The organism is Stenotrophomonas sp. YJH_SMC_8 (genome assembly GCF_059371315.1).
In genome coordinates, this window is record NZ_JCAFUL010000005.1 from 143,148 (window position 1) to 158,902 (window position 15,755).

Annotated in this window: 12 protein-coding genes; 2 read left to right on the forward strand and 10 right to left on the reverse strand. The window is 66.2% G+C overall.

The window, feature by feature from the left end:
• Positions 1-55 precede the first annotated feature (55 nt).
• The 4 genes from AC5P88_RS08050 to AC5P88_RS08065 form a co-directional block, all read right to left on the reverse strand.
• Positions 56-3,226: an efflux RND transporter permease subunit gene (locus tag AC5P88_RS08050; RefSeq protein WP_057496844.1), complete on the reverse strand. Its 3,171-nt coding sequence runs from the start codon at positions 3,224-3,226 to the stop codon at positions 56-58.
• Between the two features lie 127 nt (positions 3,227-3,353).
• Positions 3,354-4,577, reverse strand: coding sequence for an efflux RND transporter periplasmic adaptor subunit (locus tag AC5P88_RS08055; RefSeq protein WP_111111987.1), 1,224 nt, complete (start codon positions 4,575-4,577; stop codon positions 3,354-3,356).
• A 91-nt stretch (positions 4,578-4,668) separates the two neighbouring features.
• A complete protein-coding gene (locus AC5P88_RS08060; protein ID WP_495224774.1) occupies positions 4,669-5,439 on the reverse strand; it encodes an SDR family NAD(P)-dependent oxidoreductase in 771 nt (256 codons plus the stop codon).
• Positions 5,436-5,663, reverse strand: a complete 228-nt coding sequence (locus AC5P88_RS08065) for a hypothetical protein (RefSeq protein ID WP_049414419.1) — start codon at positions 5,661-5,663, stop codon at positions 5,436-5,438. Before AC5P88_RS08065 ends, AC5P88_RS08060 begins: the two co-directional genes overlap by 4 nt.
• 147 nt (positions 5,664-5,810) lie before the next feature.
• On the opposite strand from AC5P88_RS08065, the gene AC5P88_RS08070 reads away from it, so the two are divergent.
• Positions 5,811-6,842 carry a LysR family transcriptional regulator gene (locus AC5P88_RS08070; protein ID WP_005409107.1) on the forward strand — a complete coding sequence of 344 codons (1,032 nt, stop codon included), beginning with the start codon at positions 5,811-5,813 and terminating at the stop codon, positions 6,840-6,842.
• A 184-nt stretch (positions 6,843-7,026) separates the two neighbouring features.
• On the opposite strand, the gene AC5P88_RS08075 is transcribed toward AC5P88_RS08070, so the two are convergent.
• Positions 7,027-7,722, reverse strand: coding sequence for a YiaD family glycine zipper/OmpA-like lipoprotein (locus AC5P88_RS08075; protein WP_010484399.1), 696 nt, complete (start codon positions 7,720-7,722; stop codon positions 7,027-7,029).
• Positions 7,723-7,861: 139 nt separating this feature from the next.
• Positions 7,862-9,277, reverse strand: a complete 1,416-nt coding sequence (locus AC5P88_RS08080; protein WP_495224815.1) for a cryptochrome/photolyase family protein — start codon at positions 9,275-9,277, stop codon at positions 7,862-7,864.
• Between the two features lie 109 nt (positions 9,278-9,386).
• Between AC5P88_RS08080 and AC5P88_RS08085 the strand changes: the two genes are divergently transcribed.
• Positions 9,387-9,971: an SMI1/KNR4 family protein gene (locus AC5P88_RS08085; RefSeq protein ID WP_495224775.1), complete on the forward strand. Its 585-nt coding sequence runs from the start codon at positions 9,387-9,389 to the stop codon at positions 9,969-9,971.
• 19 nt (positions 9,972-9,990) lie between these two features.
• Here AC5P88_RS08085 and AC5P88_RS08090 read toward each other — a convergent pair whose 3' ends face one another.
• From AC5P88_RS08090 to AC5P88_RS08105, 4 genes are read right to left on the reverse strand one after another with little or no spacing between them, the layout of a single operon-like run.
• Positions 9,991-10,605: an inorganic diphosphatase gene (locus tag AC5P88_RS08090; RefSeq protein ID WP_495224776.1), complete on the reverse strand. Its 615-nt coding sequence runs from the start codon at positions 10,603-10,605 to the stop codon at positions 9,991-9,993.
• Positions 10,606-10,615: 10 nt separating this feature from the next.
• A complete protein-coding gene (locus AC5P88_RS08095; protein ID WP_495224777.1) occupies positions 10,616-11,983 on the reverse strand; it encodes a purple acid phosphatase family protein in 1,368 nt (455 codons plus the stop codon).
• Positions 11,980-13,095, reverse strand: coding sequence for a phytase (locus AC5P88_RS08100; RefSeq protein ID WP_495224778.1), 1,116 nt, complete (start codon positions 13,093-13,095; stop codon positions 11,980-11,982). Before AC5P88_RS08100 ends, AC5P88_RS08095 begins: the two co-directional genes overlap by 4 nt.
• Positions 13,095-15,608: a TonB-dependent receptor gene (locus tag AC5P88_RS08105; protein WP_495224816.1), complete on the reverse strand. Its 2,514-nt coding sequence runs from the start codon at positions 15,606-15,608 to the stop codon at positions 13,095-13,097. The genes AC5P88_RS08100 and AC5P88_RS08105 overlap by 1 nt, the downstream gene beginning before the upstream one ends.
• Between the last annotated feature and the right edge of the window lie 147 nt (positions 15,609-15,755).

Sequence of the window (15,755 nt, forward strand, 5' to 3'; positions counted from 1 at the left end):
CCTTGTGAGGGGAAAGCCGCCACCGGCCAATGACCGGCGGCGGCGGGGTTCCATGTCAGTGGTGGATGGTCGGCTCGCCGTGCTGCACCAGCTGGCCACCACCATTGCGGGTGACGAACTTGCGCAGGGCCACGTAGAACACCGGGGTGAGGAACAGGCCGAACAGGGTCACGCCCAGCATGCCGGCGAACACGGTGATACCGGTCACCGAGCGCACCTCGGCGCCTGCACCGTGCGACAGCACCAGCGGCACGGTGCCGGCGATGAACGCGATGGAGGTCATCACGATCGGGCGCAGGCGCAGGCGGCAGGCTTCCAGCGCGGCTTCAACGATGCCCTTGCCGCCCATCTCCAGCTCTCTGGCGAATTCGACGATCAGAATCGCGTTCTTGCACGCCAGGCCCATCAGCACCACCAGGCCGACCTGCACGAACACGTTGTTGTCGCCACCGGTCAGCCACACGCCGAACAGCGCGGACAGCAGGGTCATCGGCACGATCAGGATCACCGCCAGCGGCAGCGACCAGCTCTCGTACAGCGCAGCCAGCACCAGGAAGGCCAGCATGATCGCCACCGGGAACACGATGAAGGCGGCCTTGCCCTGGGTGGCCTGCTGGTAGCTCAGGTCGGTCCATTCAGTGGTCATGCCCACCGGCAGCACCTTGCCGGCAATCTCGGTCAGCTTGTTCATCGCTTCAGCCGAGGACAGCAGGCGCGGGTCGGCTTCACCGGCCAGGTCCGCTGCCGGGTAGCCATTGAAGCGCAGCACCGGGTCGGGGCCGAAGGTCTGCTTGATGGTGACCATCGAACCGATCGGCACCATCTCGCCGCGGTCGTTGCGGGTACGCAGCTTGCCGATGTCCTCGACCGTCTCGCGGAACGGACCGTCAGCCTGGGCGATCACCTGCCAGGTACGGCCGAACTGGTTGAAGTCGTTGACGTAGGCCGAACCCAGGTAGGTCTGCAGGGTGTCGAACAGTTCGGTGAGCTGCACGCCCTGCGCCTTGGCCTTGACGCGGTCCACCTCGGCATCCAGCTGCGGCACGTTGGCCTGGTAGCTGGAAATCGGGAAGGCCATGCCCGGCGTCTGCGCAACGGTGCCCTGCATTGCCTGCACGGCATTCTGCAGCGCGCCGTAGCCCAGGTTGCCGCGGTCCTCGATGAACATCTGGTAGCCGTTGCCGTTACCCAGGCCGAGGATCGGCGGCGGCATCATCGCGAAGGCGAAGCCTTCCTGCAGCCCGGCGATCTTCTGGTTGATCTCGGCATTGATCTGCGCGGCGGTACGGCCATGGCGCTCGGCGAACGGCTTCAGCGGAATGAACGCCACACCGGTGTTCGGCGTGTTGGTGAACTGCAGCGCGTTCAAACCCGGGAACGAGATGGTGTGGGCCACGCCATCGGTTTCCTGGGCGATCTTGGCGACCTTGCGCAGCATTTCATCGGTACGCGCGATCGACGAACCTTCCGGCAGTTTCACACCGGCGATCAGGTACAGCTTGTCCTGAGTCGGAATGAAGCCCGGCGGCACCAGCTTGAAGATCACGCCGGTACCGACCAGCAGGATCGCGTAGACCACGAACACCGCGCCGCGACGGCCGAGAATGCGCGCCACGCCACGCTCGTACTTCTCCGAGCTGGACTTGAAGAAGCGGTTGAACGGACGGAACACCCAGCCGAACAGGCGGTCGATCAGGCGGCTCGGGCCGTCCTTCGGTGCGCCGTGGGCCTTCAGCAGGCGCGCGGCCAGGGCCGGCGACAGGGTCAGCGAGTTGATCGCCGAGATCACCGTGGAAATGGCGATGGTGACTGCGAACTGCTTGTAGAACTGGCCGGTGACACCAGACAGGAACGCCATCGGCACGAACACGGCACACAGCACCAGCGCGATCGCCACGATCGGGCCGGACACCTCACGCATGGCCTGGTGTGCCGCCGCGGTGGGCGACAGCCCTTCCTCGATGTTGCGCTCGACGTTCTCCACCACCACGATCGCGTCGTCGACCACGATGCCGATCGCCAGCACCAGGCCGAACAGGCTCAGCGTGTTGATCGAGAAGCCCAGCAGGTACAGCGCGGCGAAGGTACCGACCACCGACACCGGCACCGCGATCAACGGGATGATCGAGGCACGCCAGGTCTGCAGGAACAGGATCACCACCAGCACCACCAGCGCGATGGCTTCCAGCAGCGTGGAGACCACGGCCTTGATCGAGTCGCGCACGAAGATGGTGGTGTCATACACCGCTTCGTACTTCACGTCAGCCGGCATGGTCTTCTGCATCTCGTCCATCGTCGAGATGACCTGGTCGCGGATTTCCAGCGCGTTCGCACCCGGCGACTGGAAGATACCGATACCGACCGCGTTCTTGCCGTCCAGCTGCGAGCGCAGGGTGTAGTCACCCGCACCCAGCTCCAGACGGGCCACGTCGGACAGGCGCACGATCTCGCCATCGGTGCCGCTCTTGAGCACGATGTCGCCGAATTCCTTTTCGGTCTTCAGCCGGCCCTGGGCATTGATCAGGGTCAGGAACTTGCTGTCCGGCAGCGGTTCGGCGCCGAGCTGGCCGGCCGACACCTGCACGTTCTGCTCGCGCATGGCGCGCACCACGTCGCTGGCAGTCAGGCCGCGCGAGGCCACCTTGTCCGGGTCCAGCCAGGCGCGCATGGCGTAGTCGCCACCACCGAAGATCTGCGCGTCACCCACGCCCGGAATACGCGCCAGCGCATCCTTGACGTGCAGGCGTGCGTAGTTGCGCAGGTACAGGGTGTCGTACTTGCCTTGCGGCGAGGTCAGGTGCACCACCATCAGGAAGGTCGGCGACTGCTTCTGCGTGGTCACGCCCTGCCGGCGCACGTCCTCGGGCAAGCGCGCCTGCGCCTGCGCCACACGGTTCTGCACCTTCACCGCCGCCGCGTCCGGGTCGGTGCCCGGGCGGAAGGTGACGGTCATCTGCAGCACGCCGTCGGAACCGGCGACCGACTTCAGGTACATCATGCCTTCGACGCCGTTGATGGCTTCTTCAAGCGGCGTGGCGACGGTCTCGGCAATGACCTTGGGGTTGGCGCCCGGATAGACCGTGCGCACGACCACCGACGGCGGCACCACTTCCGGGTACTCGCTGATCGGCAGAATTGGAATCGTGATCAGGCCGGCGGCGAAGATCACGATCGACAGCACCGCCGCGAAGATCGGCCTGTCGATGAAGAAACGGGAAAAGTCCATGGAGGAATTCCTGGGAAAGGCATTCGGCGGGCAACAGCCACCCTGCCCCTCGCCGAAATGACGAAGGCAGGGAAGGCTGCCGCTGGCGCCGGCAGCTAAGCGGAAACTCGGATCAGGAGACGGCGGATCAGTACTTCAGGGCGGCGGTGGCATCGCGGCCCGGTGCCGGCGCGGCCTGTGGCTGCATCGCCACCGCCTTGGCCTGCACCGGCATGCCCGGCATGAAGACCTTCTGCACGCCGTCGATGATCACCTTGTCGCCCGCGGCCAGGCCGTGTTCGACAATGCGCAGGCCGTCGGCGGTGCGACCGAGCTGGATGTCGCGGCGCTGGGCCTTGCCATCCTTGTCGACCACGTAGACATACTTGCGGTCCTGGTCGGTCAGCACGGCCTTGTCGTCGATCAGCAGGGCCTGGAACTGGCCGCTGCCGAGCAGCTGCACGCGGGCGAACAGGCCCGGGGTGAACTGGCGGTCGGCGTTGTCCAGCAGTGCGCGGACGCGGATGGTGCCGGTGCTGCGGGCGACCTGGTTGTCGAGGAAGTCGACCTTGCCCGAGTGCGGGTAACCCTCCTCACCGGACAGGCCGACCTTCACCGGCAGCTCGCTGTCACGCTCGCTCGGGCGCTCGCCCTTGCGTGCCATCTGGGCGTAGCGCAGGAAGGTGCTTTCGTCGGCATCGAAGTAGACGAACACCGTGTCCAGCGAGACCAGCGTGGTCAGCACGCTGGCGCTGTCGCCGGCGGTGACCAGGTTGCCAGCGGTGACCATCGCGCGGCCGGCACGGCCGTCGATCGGGGCACGCACCTTGGTGAACTCCAGGTTGAGGCGGGCGGCATCCAGCGCCGCCTGCGCGGCCTGCACAGCGGCACCGGACTGGTCGGCCGCCGCGCGACGCTGTTCAGCGGTCTCGGTGGAGATCGCCTGCTGCTCGGACAGGCGCTTGGCACGCTCGGACTCGCTGCGGGCCAGCGTAGCCTGGGTGCGGGCACGGGCCAGTTCTGCGGCAGCGCGATCGTACTCGGCCTGGTAGCTGCGCGCGTCGATGGTGAAGAGCACTTCGCCCTTCTTCACTTCCTGGCCTTCGACGTAGTTGACCTTGTCGATGTAGCCGGACACGCGCGGACGCAGTTCAACGCTCTGTACCGCTTCGACGCGGCCGCTGAATTCGTCCCACTGGCTGACCTGCTTGACCAGCACCGGCGCTGCGCTGACCTGCGGCGGAGGCGGTGCACCGGCTTCTTCGGCATGGCCGCCGCTGCAGGCCGCCAGCACGGCCGCGGCGAGGATCGACACGCCGACCATCGCGATGCGATGGCCGAAACGATGTGGGGTGGTATTGGGGGAAGTCATGGCATGCATCCGTACGGAGGGGTGGTACAGCTAGATGAGAACGTGTTGCAAAAATCGGCGCCGCATACTGCGACCTCAACCATGGTCGAGGTCAAGCGACGCCTGCGGTATCGCGCCACAAAGGGGGAACTTCCAGGTGCAGCAGGCCGCGCGGCAGTTCGGCATCGCTGCTGTCACAGCGGACGATGGCGCGGTTGTCGCGGCAACCATCCAACAGCGAGACCACGCGACGGCCGACCAGCAGCGAGCTGGGCCACTCGATGCAGGCATTGGCCGCGTTGGCCGGGGTACAGACGGGGCTGCAGACTTCCAGCATCTGCGCGCGCACGCCCAGCGCCTGCGCTTCCTGGTGCACGACCTGCGCGTACATGCGCAGCGCGGCGGTGGTGATCGAGGTCTCGCCGTAGCCCGCCCACGGCTTGGCGTTGGCCGGGCTGCCGATCATCACGTAGCGTCGCGCGTGCACGTTGTCCTGCAGCAGCGGCAGCAGATGACGCACCGCGTGCACGTGCGGCATCAGATCGGCCTGCATCGCGCCCATCAGTTCGTCACCATTGCGATCGACCACGCGACCGCGGCGGTACGGGCCGCCCATTGCGGCGATCACTGCCGCCAGCGGGCGCGGGCGCTGCGTGATGCGTTCGGCCAGCACGCGCGCAGAGCCGTCGTCACTGAGCGAACCCAGCAGCGTCTCCAGGCCCGGCTCATCGGCGAACTGCTCGTGCAGCGCCGCCAGCCGGCCCGGATCGCGGCCGACAACCAGTACCGGGCTGCCGGCCTCCAACAGCGCGCCAACCACACCCTGGCCGACGGCACCGGTGCCGCCCAGGACCAGGACTTCGGGCGTCAGCATCCCATTCACGGGACATTTCCTCCCAAATCCGGGATAGTCCCGATTCGGCGCAGTCGGTCACCCTTGTGAGGGACCAGGCGGATGGCGCCGCCACGCTGCTGACGCATGGGCGCGGTAAACTCACGAAAGTCCTTGTGTACCAAGGAACTCGGGCGGGCTTCGACGGTCATCGCCAGGTCCAGGGTGTTCTGGCCGGCGTTCCGGAGTCGGGCAAGAATGTTGCGCAGGCTCATGGCGGACGGGCTCCAATTAACGAATGGCGCCACGATAGACCTCAAACCTTTACTTGATTAGTCCTGATTAAGGGGAATAATCATCCCGCTCCCGGTCCAATCGTTCTGTCACGATTGCCCCATCCCCGACGTCCAGGATCCCCGACCATGTCCCACGATCTCAACGAGACGCTGATCTTCGTCAAAGTGGTCGAGCAAGGCAGCTTCATTGCCGCTGCCAAATCGCTCGGCCTGCCCAAGACCACGGTCAGCCGCAAAGTGCAGGAGCTGGAAACGCGCCTGGGCGCGCGCCTGCTGCACCGGACCACGCGCCGCCTCGGCCTGACCGAAGCCGGTTCGATCTACCACGAGCATTGCCAGCGCATCGCGCGCGAACTGGAAGAAGCCGAGAGCGCGGTGAGCCAGCTGCAGTCCGGTCCGCGTGGCTGGCTGCGCTTCACCGTGCCCTATTCGATCGGCATCACCTGGATCGCCCCGCTGCTGGGCCAGTTCCATGCGCAGTACCCGGAAATCCGCCTGGACATGCATATGGGCAACGAGAAGCTGGACCTGATTGCAGGTGAAGCGGATCTTGCACTACGTGTGGGTGCCCTGCCCGATTCCAACCTGGTGGCGCGCAAGCTGGGCAGCCTGCGTACGCAGGTGTTCGCCAGCCCTGCCTACATCGAGCGCTATGGCGAACCGCTGCATCCGGAAGAACTGCAGTTCCATCGCATCCTGGCCATGCGCAAGCCGTACCACACTGGCAATTCGCCGCGCTTCACCTGGCAGCTGGGCGAGAACGGCGGTGAACTGCGCGACTTCCCTGTCACCCCGCTGATGACCGCCAACGACATGTCTGCGTTGAATGGCGCGCTGGTGTGTGGCGAAGGCCTGCTGTTGACCGGCGACGTGATGGCCAAACCGTTCGTCGAATCGGGCATGGTGCGCCGCGTGCTGGCTGGCTGGACCGGCCCGGAAGTGGACTTCAACGCCGTCTTCGCCGGCGGCCGCCTGGTTTCGCCGAAGGTGCGGGCGTTCGTCGACTTCCTGGTCGAGAAGCTCAACTTTGACGCCAATTACATGCTGGCGCAGTGCCCGGGCGCGAAGCTGGCGCAGCAGCAGAAGGAAAAGGAAGACGCAGCGCTGGAAAGCAGCGGCAAGCGGATCCTGGAGAAGGTGGCCGCTTCGGCGGCATGACCGAGGGTATCCACGCATGGCGTGGATCTACCCGGGCGCGCGATGCCGCTTTCCAGCGTGGCTCGGCTCTACAGGCGCTATCGGCGTGCCGAGCAGCGCTCGGCACCCACAAAAATGCCGCCTGCAAGGGCGGCATTTTCGTTCCGGCCGATGGCCGGACCGGCTCAAGCAGTAACGCTACGCGTTACTGCTTGAGCGGAATCACACGAATCTCGACGCGGCGGTTCTTTGCGCGGCCGGCATCGGTGCTGTTGTCGGCGATCGGGTACGACTTGCCGGCGCCCAGCGTTTCGATACGCACGCTCTGCACGCCCTGGCCGATCAGGTACTGCGCGACCGAGTCGGCACGCTCCTTCGACAGGCGGTTGTTGACCGCGTCGCTGCCGATGCTGTCGGTATGGCCGACCACTTCGATCATGGTCTGGTTGTAATCACGCAGGGTGCCCGCCACGCCGTTGAGCGAACCGTAGAACTGCGGCTTCAGGGTCGACTTGCCGAAGTCGAAGGTGATGCCGTCCGGCAGGTTCAGCATGATGTTGTCGCCCTGGCGCTGGACGTCAATGCCGGTGTTGGCAGTGCGCTCGCGCAGCGCGCGTTCCTGGCGATCCTGGTACTGGCCGACGGCGGCGCCGCTGAGCGCACCGATACCGGCACCGATCAGGGCATGCTGACGACGCTCGGTGGCGCTGTCGCCGGTCAGCAGGCCGGCTGCCACGCCGATGGCGGTGCCGATCAGGGCGTTGCGGCCGGTGCGGTTCTGCTGCTCGGTCGGGTTGCCGTACTGGTCACTCTGTACGTAGGAGCCGCCGGTGGCGCAGGCCGACAGGACGGCCGCACTCATCAGGGCCAGTGCGACGTTGCGGGTGGTGTTGCGGATCATGAGGTTCTCCTTGGTTTCCGGTCGGCCGGCGGCCTGCGGGCGCAAAGAGAATAAACAGCCCGATGCGATGCCGGAATGATGATCGGGCACCGCGACAGGCCCACGTTCAGCTAACTGACCGGATCGCTCAGGTCGCTCTTTACCCTGCCCCCGACTGGCGGTAAGCCGCCAGCGCGGCGTCGCGGCCCGCGGCCAGATCCACCAGCGGCGTGCGTGGATAGCCCGGTGCGCGTGCCGCCAGCAGCAACGGATGCTGCCAGGGCGCGAATCGTGCCTTCACCGGCAGTGCGGCCAGTTCGGGCACCCAGCGGCTGATGTACCGAGCCTGCGGATCGAATTTCTCGGCCTGGGTCACGGGGTTGAACACACGGAAATACGGTGCGGCGTCGGCACCGGTTCCCGCCACCCACTGCCAGCCCATCGTGTTGTTGGCCAGGTCGGCATCGACCAGGGTGTCCCAGAACCAGCGCGCGCCATGCAGCCAGTGCGCACGCAGATGCTTGCACAGGTAGCTGGCGACGATCATCCGCACCCGATTGTGCATGTAGCCGGTGTGCCACAGCTCGCGCAGGCCTGCATCGACGATCGGCACACCGGTGTTGCCGCGCTGCCAGTCGCGCAGCTGCGCGTCACTGGGCGTTGCCCAGGGGAAGCGATCGAAGCGCGGGTTGAGGTTGTCGGTGGGCGTCTTCGGGAAGTGATGCAGCAGGTGGTAGGCGAAGTCGCGCCAGCCCAGCTGGCGCAGGTAGCCATCGATGTCGGCGTCGGTGCCGGCACTGCGCAGCCCTTCCAGCGCGTGGGCGATGCGCCAGGGTGCGATTTCGCCGAAATGCAGGTGCGGCGACAGCCGCGAGGTCCCGACCCGGTCCGGCAGGTCGCGCTGCTCGCGGTACCCGCGCAGGGCACCGTCTTCAAAGACGGACAGTGCTTCCAGCGCACCTGCCTCGCCTGGCTGCCAGTGCTCCCAGAAGCCGGTGTCCCAGTCCAGTGCAGGCGCCAGATGCAGCGCGTCCAGCGCGCGGCTGTCGACCTCATGTGCCGGCAGTTTCTCCGGTGCAGCCTGCAATGCGGGCAGGCGCCAATGGCTTAGCACGTTGCGCCAGTACGGCGTGAACACCTTGTACGGCTGCCCCTGCTGGGTGGCGATATCCCAGGGTTCGAACAGCAGGCTGCCATTGCAGCTCTGCGCGTCGATGCCCAGCTCACGCAGCGTGCGTTTGATAGTCGCGTCGCGTGGCTGGGTAGCCGGTTCGTACTTGCGGTTCCAGTACACGGCTTCTGCGCCGGTCTGTTCGATCAGGGCCAACAGCGTGGGCAGGCTGTCACCGCTGCGCAGCACCAGTGAGGAACCCCGCGCGCGCAGATCCGCATCCAACGCGGCCAGTGAACGGTGGCGCCACGCATCGGAGGCAGCTCCCGGCGCCCACTCGCCTTCTTCGTGCGGCGCATGGATGTAGACCGGCACCACGTCGTGACCGGCATCCAGCGCGGCCTGCAGGGCCGGATTGTCCTGCAGCCGCAGATCACGGCGGAACCATACCAACGCTACCGACACAGACACCGCCTTCGTTGTTGAAGGCGGACATGATAGCCAGCGGCGGTGAAGGCGTTGCACGCAGACGCCGTCTGCTAGGCTGCCGGGCCGCTCCTCGTTGGACCCCGCCATGGATGATCTGCATGCCCCATTCGCCCGCTTCGGCCTGCTTCGGGCCCAGCACGAGGGTGACTGGCAGGGACCTTTCCCGCTACCGCCCGTACTGGCACGCTTCTACGCGCAGGTGGGACCGCTGGGTCATGAGATCAACGCAAGGGTGGGCAATGCCGGCATCACCATTCCCGGCCTCGAAGTCTGGATACCGCCGCTGCAGCGCCTGTGGAGTCACCAGGCCGGCTATCGCTGGCATGGCATCAGCGGCGAGCCGATCGACAACTGGCCATCGAACTGGCTGGTGATTGCCGATCGCGGCGCCGATCCGTTCATCCTCGACCTGGATGACGGCCGTGTGCTGTTCAGCCACCACGGTGCGGGTCTGCTGGATGCCAGCGAGATCGCCGCCGACGTGCCGACCCTGATGACCATGCTGGCGGCTGCCGGCACCGTGTACCTGGATGCGGGTGACGACCTCTACAACGATGACGACGATGGCGGCATCCGCGCCGTGCACGAGGAAGCGGCGGTGCAGGCGGTTGCGCAGGTGCTGGGCAACCGCCTGGACGCCGAGTGCTTCATGCAGTCGCTGACAGGCTGAATCCACGCATGGCGTGGATCTACCGACTGAAGCGCTGCATCGCCTCGCTGATCAGTGCCCGCGCCTCGGCGGCGTTGCCCCAACCGTTGAGCCGCACCGGGTTGCGCCCGGCCGGCAGGTCCTTGTAGACACGGAAGAACGCTTCGATGCGCTGTCGTTCGATCTCCGGCAGATCGGCCAGATCGCGGATACCAGCGTAGGTCGGATCCACCTTGTCGGTAGGCACGCCGATGATCTTCTCGTCGTGCTCGCCGCCGTCGATCATCTTCAGGTAGCCGATCGGCCGGAAGCGCACGATCACGCCCGGGTGCAGCGGTTCACGGGTCAGCACCAGCGCGTCCAGCGGATCGTTGTCGCCAGCCAACGTACGCGGCATCGAACCGTAGTTGGCCGGATAGGCGACCGGCATCGACTGGAAGCGATCCACATGCACCAGGCCATCTTCCTTGATCTCGTACTTGGTGAAGCTGCCGGCCGGAATCTCCACGGCCAGATTCACCTCCTGCGGCGCCTGCTTCGGCTGCGCCACCAGGAACGGATGCAATACAGTATCGGCGGCGGTCACCGCACTGGCCAGCAACAGAAGAGCGGCGCCGATGGCGGCGAACGGGAGGATGCGGCGGGGCGTGGTCATCTGCTTCTCCTCATTCCCAGCAACGATCGGCACGACCCTTGGCGGTCTGCGCACGCGGGCAGTCGCGTGGCGTGATGCGGCCTTCGGTCAGCTCCGTGCGCTGCTTGCCGCCCTTGGCGTCGCGGCGCAGCTCGAAGGCATCGTAGAGCCGGCCGGTCACCGTGCGCGCTTCATAGCGCAGGTGCTGCGGGTCGATGTGCAGCACCTGGAACAGCTGGGTGTCCTCGGCCACCGGATCCATCGTCTTTCGTGCCTCGTCGGAGAGACGGTACTGCTTCGGCCCCGCCACGGTCACCACGTACTGTGGCGTCGCGGCCTGCCCTTCGCCACGGCGACCATAGGTGTGATCGTGGCCCTGCAGCACCAGATCGACGTTGTGGCGGCGTACCACCGGCAGCAGCACGTCGCGCAGCGCGGCGTTCTCGCGGCCTTCGCGCGGCGAATAGAACGGCTGGTGCAGCAGTACGAGGGTCCACGGCTGCGGATTGCCGGTCAGCACCTTGTCCAGCCACTGCGCCTGTGCCTTGGCCGTGCCAAGGTCGAGTGCCGAAGTGCCATCGACCACCGCCACGCGCACGCCCTGCGCATCGAACCAGTAGCTGGTCTGCCGTGCGGCGGCAGCACCATTGCCCGGCAGCGCGAACGTCACCGGCCAGTGCCTGCCCAGCACGCGGCGCTCCTGCGGGGTGTCCTCGAACTCCTCGAAATACTCGTGGTTGCCGATCGCCGGCGCCACCAGCGTTTCCTGCGCGAGCCAACCGGTGGCGGCAAACCACTCCCCCCACTCGCTGTCATCGGCACCGTCGCCACCACTGACCAGATCGCCGGCGAACAGGCTCAGGCGTGCTGCGGGTGCGGCCTTCTGTGCGGCGCGCACCACGCGGCTGACATGGCTGACGTTCTTGTTCTGGGTATCACCGAAGTACAGCAGGGTCAGCGGCTGGTCGGGCGCAGCCAGCGTGCGCAGCTGGTTCCAGGCGCTCCAGCTGCCATCGCCCTGCACGCGGTAGACGTACTGCGTATCCGGCTCCAGGCCATCGATGTCGGCGCGATGATGGTGCGATACACCGTTCTCTGTCTGCAGTGTGCGGGTCGTCGCACGGATCTGGCGGATGCCCTCGATGGCGGGTGAATCACCGGCCAGAGCGATTTCCAGCAGCGGCGCCTGCACGCTGCCGTCGGTGCGCCAGGCCACGGCGAAACCGTGGCTGGGATCGGCTGCAGGCGAAGCCACGATGCGGTCAGGCACCATGGTTGCCGCGTAATGGCGGCTGCCCACCGGCACCTGGGTGTTCGGTTCAGCCGCTGCGAACGACAGCGACGGCACGGCCAACAGCAGGCCCAGCACCAGCGTGCGCATCACGCAAGGCCGGCTCATGCGCCACACTCCAGCGGCAGCGCCAGCTGCCTGGCGATGCTCTCCCAGTCAAACGCCACCACGCCCTGGTCGTCGTGCACCGCGTACAGCGCACCGTGCGGGAAGCGTGCACTGGGTTGCTGCATCATCCAGATGCCATCGGTGTTGGCCACGGTATTGCCCTGGAATGCGCCAACCGGCTTAAGGGTGTGGCGGTCGAACAGGTGGAACACGCTGCGCTGCTTGCCCTGTTCGGTGGTGATCCACCAGCCGTCCTTGCCGCAGGTGCGCAGGGTCACGCCTTCTGCCTGCGCCTTGAACACATCACGACCGAAGGTAGTGCCGGTGAAACGCCCGGCCAGCGTGTAGACCTTGAACTCGCTGGCGTAGCTCTCGTCCTCTTCGGCGATCAGCAGGCGATCGTTCTCGGGGTCGCCCCAGATCGATTCGACCACGCGCAGGGCACCGGCCTCCGTGGTGTCACCAATGCTGGCCACAAGCTTCGCTTCGACCTTCGCACCATCGCGGGTCACCTGGTACTGGCGCACGCGCTTGTCCAGCTCGGCCAGCGGCGGCAGGATGTCACGGCCCTGTGCATCCTCGCCGTTGTCCCAGGAGTCGGTGACGTAGACGCTGTAGCCATCGGCACGGCGGTCGACCCACAGCCCGTACGGCTTGCGCAGGTCGTCCGCAGCGAAGGTCGCCAGCGGGGTGAAGTCCGGCAGGCTCAGCACCTGTACGCGGTGATTGTCGCGCTCCACGATCCACAGCAGATCGTCGGTCACCGCGATGCCGTTTGGGCGGTCGAACTGCCCTGGCGCGGTGCCGCTGCTGCCGACGTCGCGCAGGTGCTGGCCGCTGCTGCCGTCGTAGACCACCAGCTTGTCGGTGGCCTTGGCAGTGGCGATCAGCCACAGCTTTCCGTCAGGTGCACGCCAGGCGGCGGGCGAATCGATGTTGTCGGCCGGCGTCATCGGCGAAAGGAATGCCTCGGCGATGGTGGTCACCGCACGCTCGGCCGTGGCCTTCGCCTCGGGCTTGGCCACGGACGGATCGTTGCTGGTGGCCGGCGTGCAGCCCGCCAGCAGGGCAGCCGCCAGCGCCGCGGCCATGACGGTGATGCGACGCCCCATCACAGTGCCACCTTCAGGCCCAGCGCGTAGGTACGGCCATACTCTTCCATCTGCAGCGTGCGCGAGCGCGTGCCCTGGTACAGCTCAAGCGGCTTGTCCAGCAGGTTCTGCGCTTCGAGGTACATGCTCACGCGCGAGGTGAACTTGTAGTCCAGCGAGAAGTCGAGCTGGGTGTTCGGCGCAACGTAGATATCGAAGGCGCGGCCCTTGCCGATGCTGTCCAGGTACTCGCTGCGGTACACCGCCGCCAGCCGCGTGCTCAGACCGTACTTCTCATAGCCGATGTGGGCACTGTAGACGTGCTTGGAGGCACGCGGCAGGGTGAAGTCCTCGCCTGGGCGGTCCTTGATGCCGGCATCGAACGTGGTGTCCAGCCAGGTGCCGCTGGCACCGACCAGCAGTCCATCCAGGCCGGAAGGCAGGAAGGCCAGCTGCTGCTGCCAGTTGAACTCGGCACCACGCACGGTGGCCTTGCGGCCGTTGATCGGCTGGGTCACGTCGAAACCGCCGTAGGCCGGGTCGTTGGTGCGCACGGTTTCCACGATGTAGCCATCGATCGACTTGTGGAACAGGCCCAGCGAGACGATGCCGCTGCTGCCGATGTATTTCTCCACCGACAGGTCGATGTTCTTCGATTCGTACGGGTCCAGTTCCGGATTGCCCAGGCGCACTTCCTCGTCACCCCGGCTGTAGCCCACGCGAGGTGAAATGTCACCGAACGAGGGGCGCGATACGGTCTTGTTGGCCGAGGCACGCAGCACCCAGTCGTCTGCGGCGTCGTAGCGCAGGTGCAGGCCCGGCAGCACGTTGGTGTAGCTGCTGTTGGCCACGCGCGGGGTGACGGTGAAGCTGCGGCCGTTGGCCGCCACGTCCACCTGGTTGCCGGTCGCCTTGAACTGGGTGTTCTCCACGCGCACGCCGCCGATGATGCGCAGTGCGCCGATGTCCCAGGTACCCATCGCGTAGCTGGCGAAGATGTCCTCGCTGGCCACGTAGTCTTCTTCCAGCGAGGTCATCGCGTTGCCGCCAATGTCCTGCGGGCGGGCGCTGTACTGGCTGCCATTGGCCGCCCAGAACGCGCGCATCGCAGCCGAGTCCATGCCGTCGCCCAGGTTGCCATGGCGGTGTTCGGGCGAGGAGGTGCTCCAGCTCGACAGCGCGACCTTCGGGCCGACCCGCAGTTCGTTCTCGTCGACATTGACGTCGCGGTCGCGCCAGCGGCCCAGCAGCCCGATCTTGATGCTGCCGCTGTCGCCGTCGAAGCGCACGTTGACCTGCGCGCTGTGTTCCTTGTCATTGACCTGCTTGGGCGAGAGCACGAAGCGGTCGAAGGCGTAGTTGCTGTTGTCCAGCCACTGCGGATTGTCGAAGCTGTAGCTGGGCAGGCGGCTGCTCTGGTCAAGCGTGCCATTGAAGGCCTTGCCATTGAGCTTGAAGCGCGCCTCCATCTCGTCATTCACCCGCTCTTCGGTGCGGGTGTAGCCCACCTTGTAGTCGACCACGGCGTTGGTCAGCTTGTTCTCGCCGCCCAGGCTGGCCGCGAAGGTGTTTTCCTTCTTGGTGCGATAGCGCATGCGCTTGTCGATCGAATCCTTCGGCATGCCATCCAGGCGGTACTGGTCCGTGCCGGTCTTGACCATCTTCGCGTCGTCGAAGTTGAAGATCACGCGCTGGCGGGTTTCGGCATCGTCGAACTGGCTGTACAGCGTGCGCAGGTAGTACCTGCTGTCTTCGTTCGGGCGCCAGTCGAGGTTGAGGTTGGCGCCGATGCGCTTGCGCTCGATCTCGTACTTGCGGTGCTGCAGGTTGATCGCGGTGACGTCGCCCGGTGCGGCGTCATCCTCGCCGTCGTACTCCACTTCGGTATTGTCCGACTCGAACTTGCGCTTCTGGTAGTTCACGCCCAGTGCCACGCCGAAGGTGTCGTTGAACACTTCGCTGTAGTTGAAGGCCGCCTTCGGGCTGGTTTCACCGGACAGCTGCTGATGGCTGCCTTCGATCTTGCCACGCAGGCTGCGGCCGTCACGGTCGAAGGCCGAGGCCGACTCGACCAGCACCGCGCCGCCGATGGCGTCGCCGGGCATGTCCGGGGTGGGTGACTTCACCACGCGCAGGCGCTCGGTGGAATCGGACGGGATGACGTCCAGCGGGGCGGCGCGGCTGGAATCCTCCGGCGTGCCCACGGCGATGCCATCCACGCTGACGCTGTTGAGATTGGCATCCAGGCCACGGATCACCACGAAGCGGCCCTCGCCCTGGTCGCGGGTGACGCTGATGCCCGGCAGCCGCTGCAGCGACTCGGCCACGTTCTTGTCCGGGTACTGGCCCAGCGCGTCGGAGGACACCGCGTCTTCGATCGCGTCACTGCTGCGCTTGAGGTCCACTGCGCGGATCTGCGATTCAAGCTGGGCGCGCACTTCAATGCGGTCCAGGTCGACCGCATCGGCGGCCACGGCGCCGGTGGCGGCGACCGCCTGCTGCCCGGCGGCCTGCAGCGGTGCGGCAGCCCCCATCGCCAGGGTCAGGGTGATGGCAACGGCCAACGGAGTCTTGATATGCACTGGGAATCCCCATTCCTGTTAAGAATGGGTCTGCACGGTATGTCCGCAAGGTTGCATGGCCGTGACATGGATCTGCACATTTCATGCAGGCCGTCTCCG

Coding starts and splice junctions, on each gene's coding strand:
- AC5P88_RS08085 (WP_495224775.1), top strand. CDS start 9,387: ATGGATGATCTGCATGCCCCATTCGCCCGCTTCGGCCTGCTTCGGGCC.
- AC5P88_RS08105 (WP_495224816.1), bottom strand. CDS start 15,608: ATGGGGGCTGCCGCACCGCTGCAGGCCGCCGGGCAGCAGGCGGTCGCC.
- AC5P88_RS08075 (WP_010484399.1), bottom strand. CDS start 7,722: ATGATCCGCAACACCACCCGCAACGTCGCACTGGCCCTGATGAGTGCG.
- AC5P88_RS08090 (WP_495224776.1), bottom strand. CDS start 10,605: ATGACCACGCCCCGCCGCATCCTCCCGTTCGCCGCCATCGGCGCCGCT.
- AC5P88_RS08055 (WP_111111987.1), bottom strand. CDS start 4,577: ATGACTTCCCCCAATACCACCCCACATCGTTTCGGCCATCGCATCGCG.
- AC5P88_RS08070 (WP_005409107.1), top strand. CDS start 5,811: ATGTCCCACGATCTCAACGAGACGCTGATCTTCGTCAAAGTGGTCGAG.
- AC5P88_RS08100 (WP_495224778.1), bottom strand. CDS start 13,095: ATGGGGCGTCGCATCACCGTCATGGCCGCGGCGCTGGCGGCTGCCCTG.
- AC5P88_RS08065 (WP_049414419.1), bottom strand. CDS start 5,663: ATGAGCCTGCGCAACATTCTTGCCCGACTCCGGAACGCCGGCCAGAAC.
- AC5P88_RS08095 (WP_495224777.1), bottom strand. CDS start 11,983: ATGAGCCGGCCTTGCGTGATGCGCACGCTGGTGCTGGGCCTGCTGTTG.
- AC5P88_RS08050 (WP_057496844.1), bottom strand. CDS start 3,226: ATGGACTTTTCCCGTTTCTTCATCGACAGGCCGATCTTCGCGGCGGTG.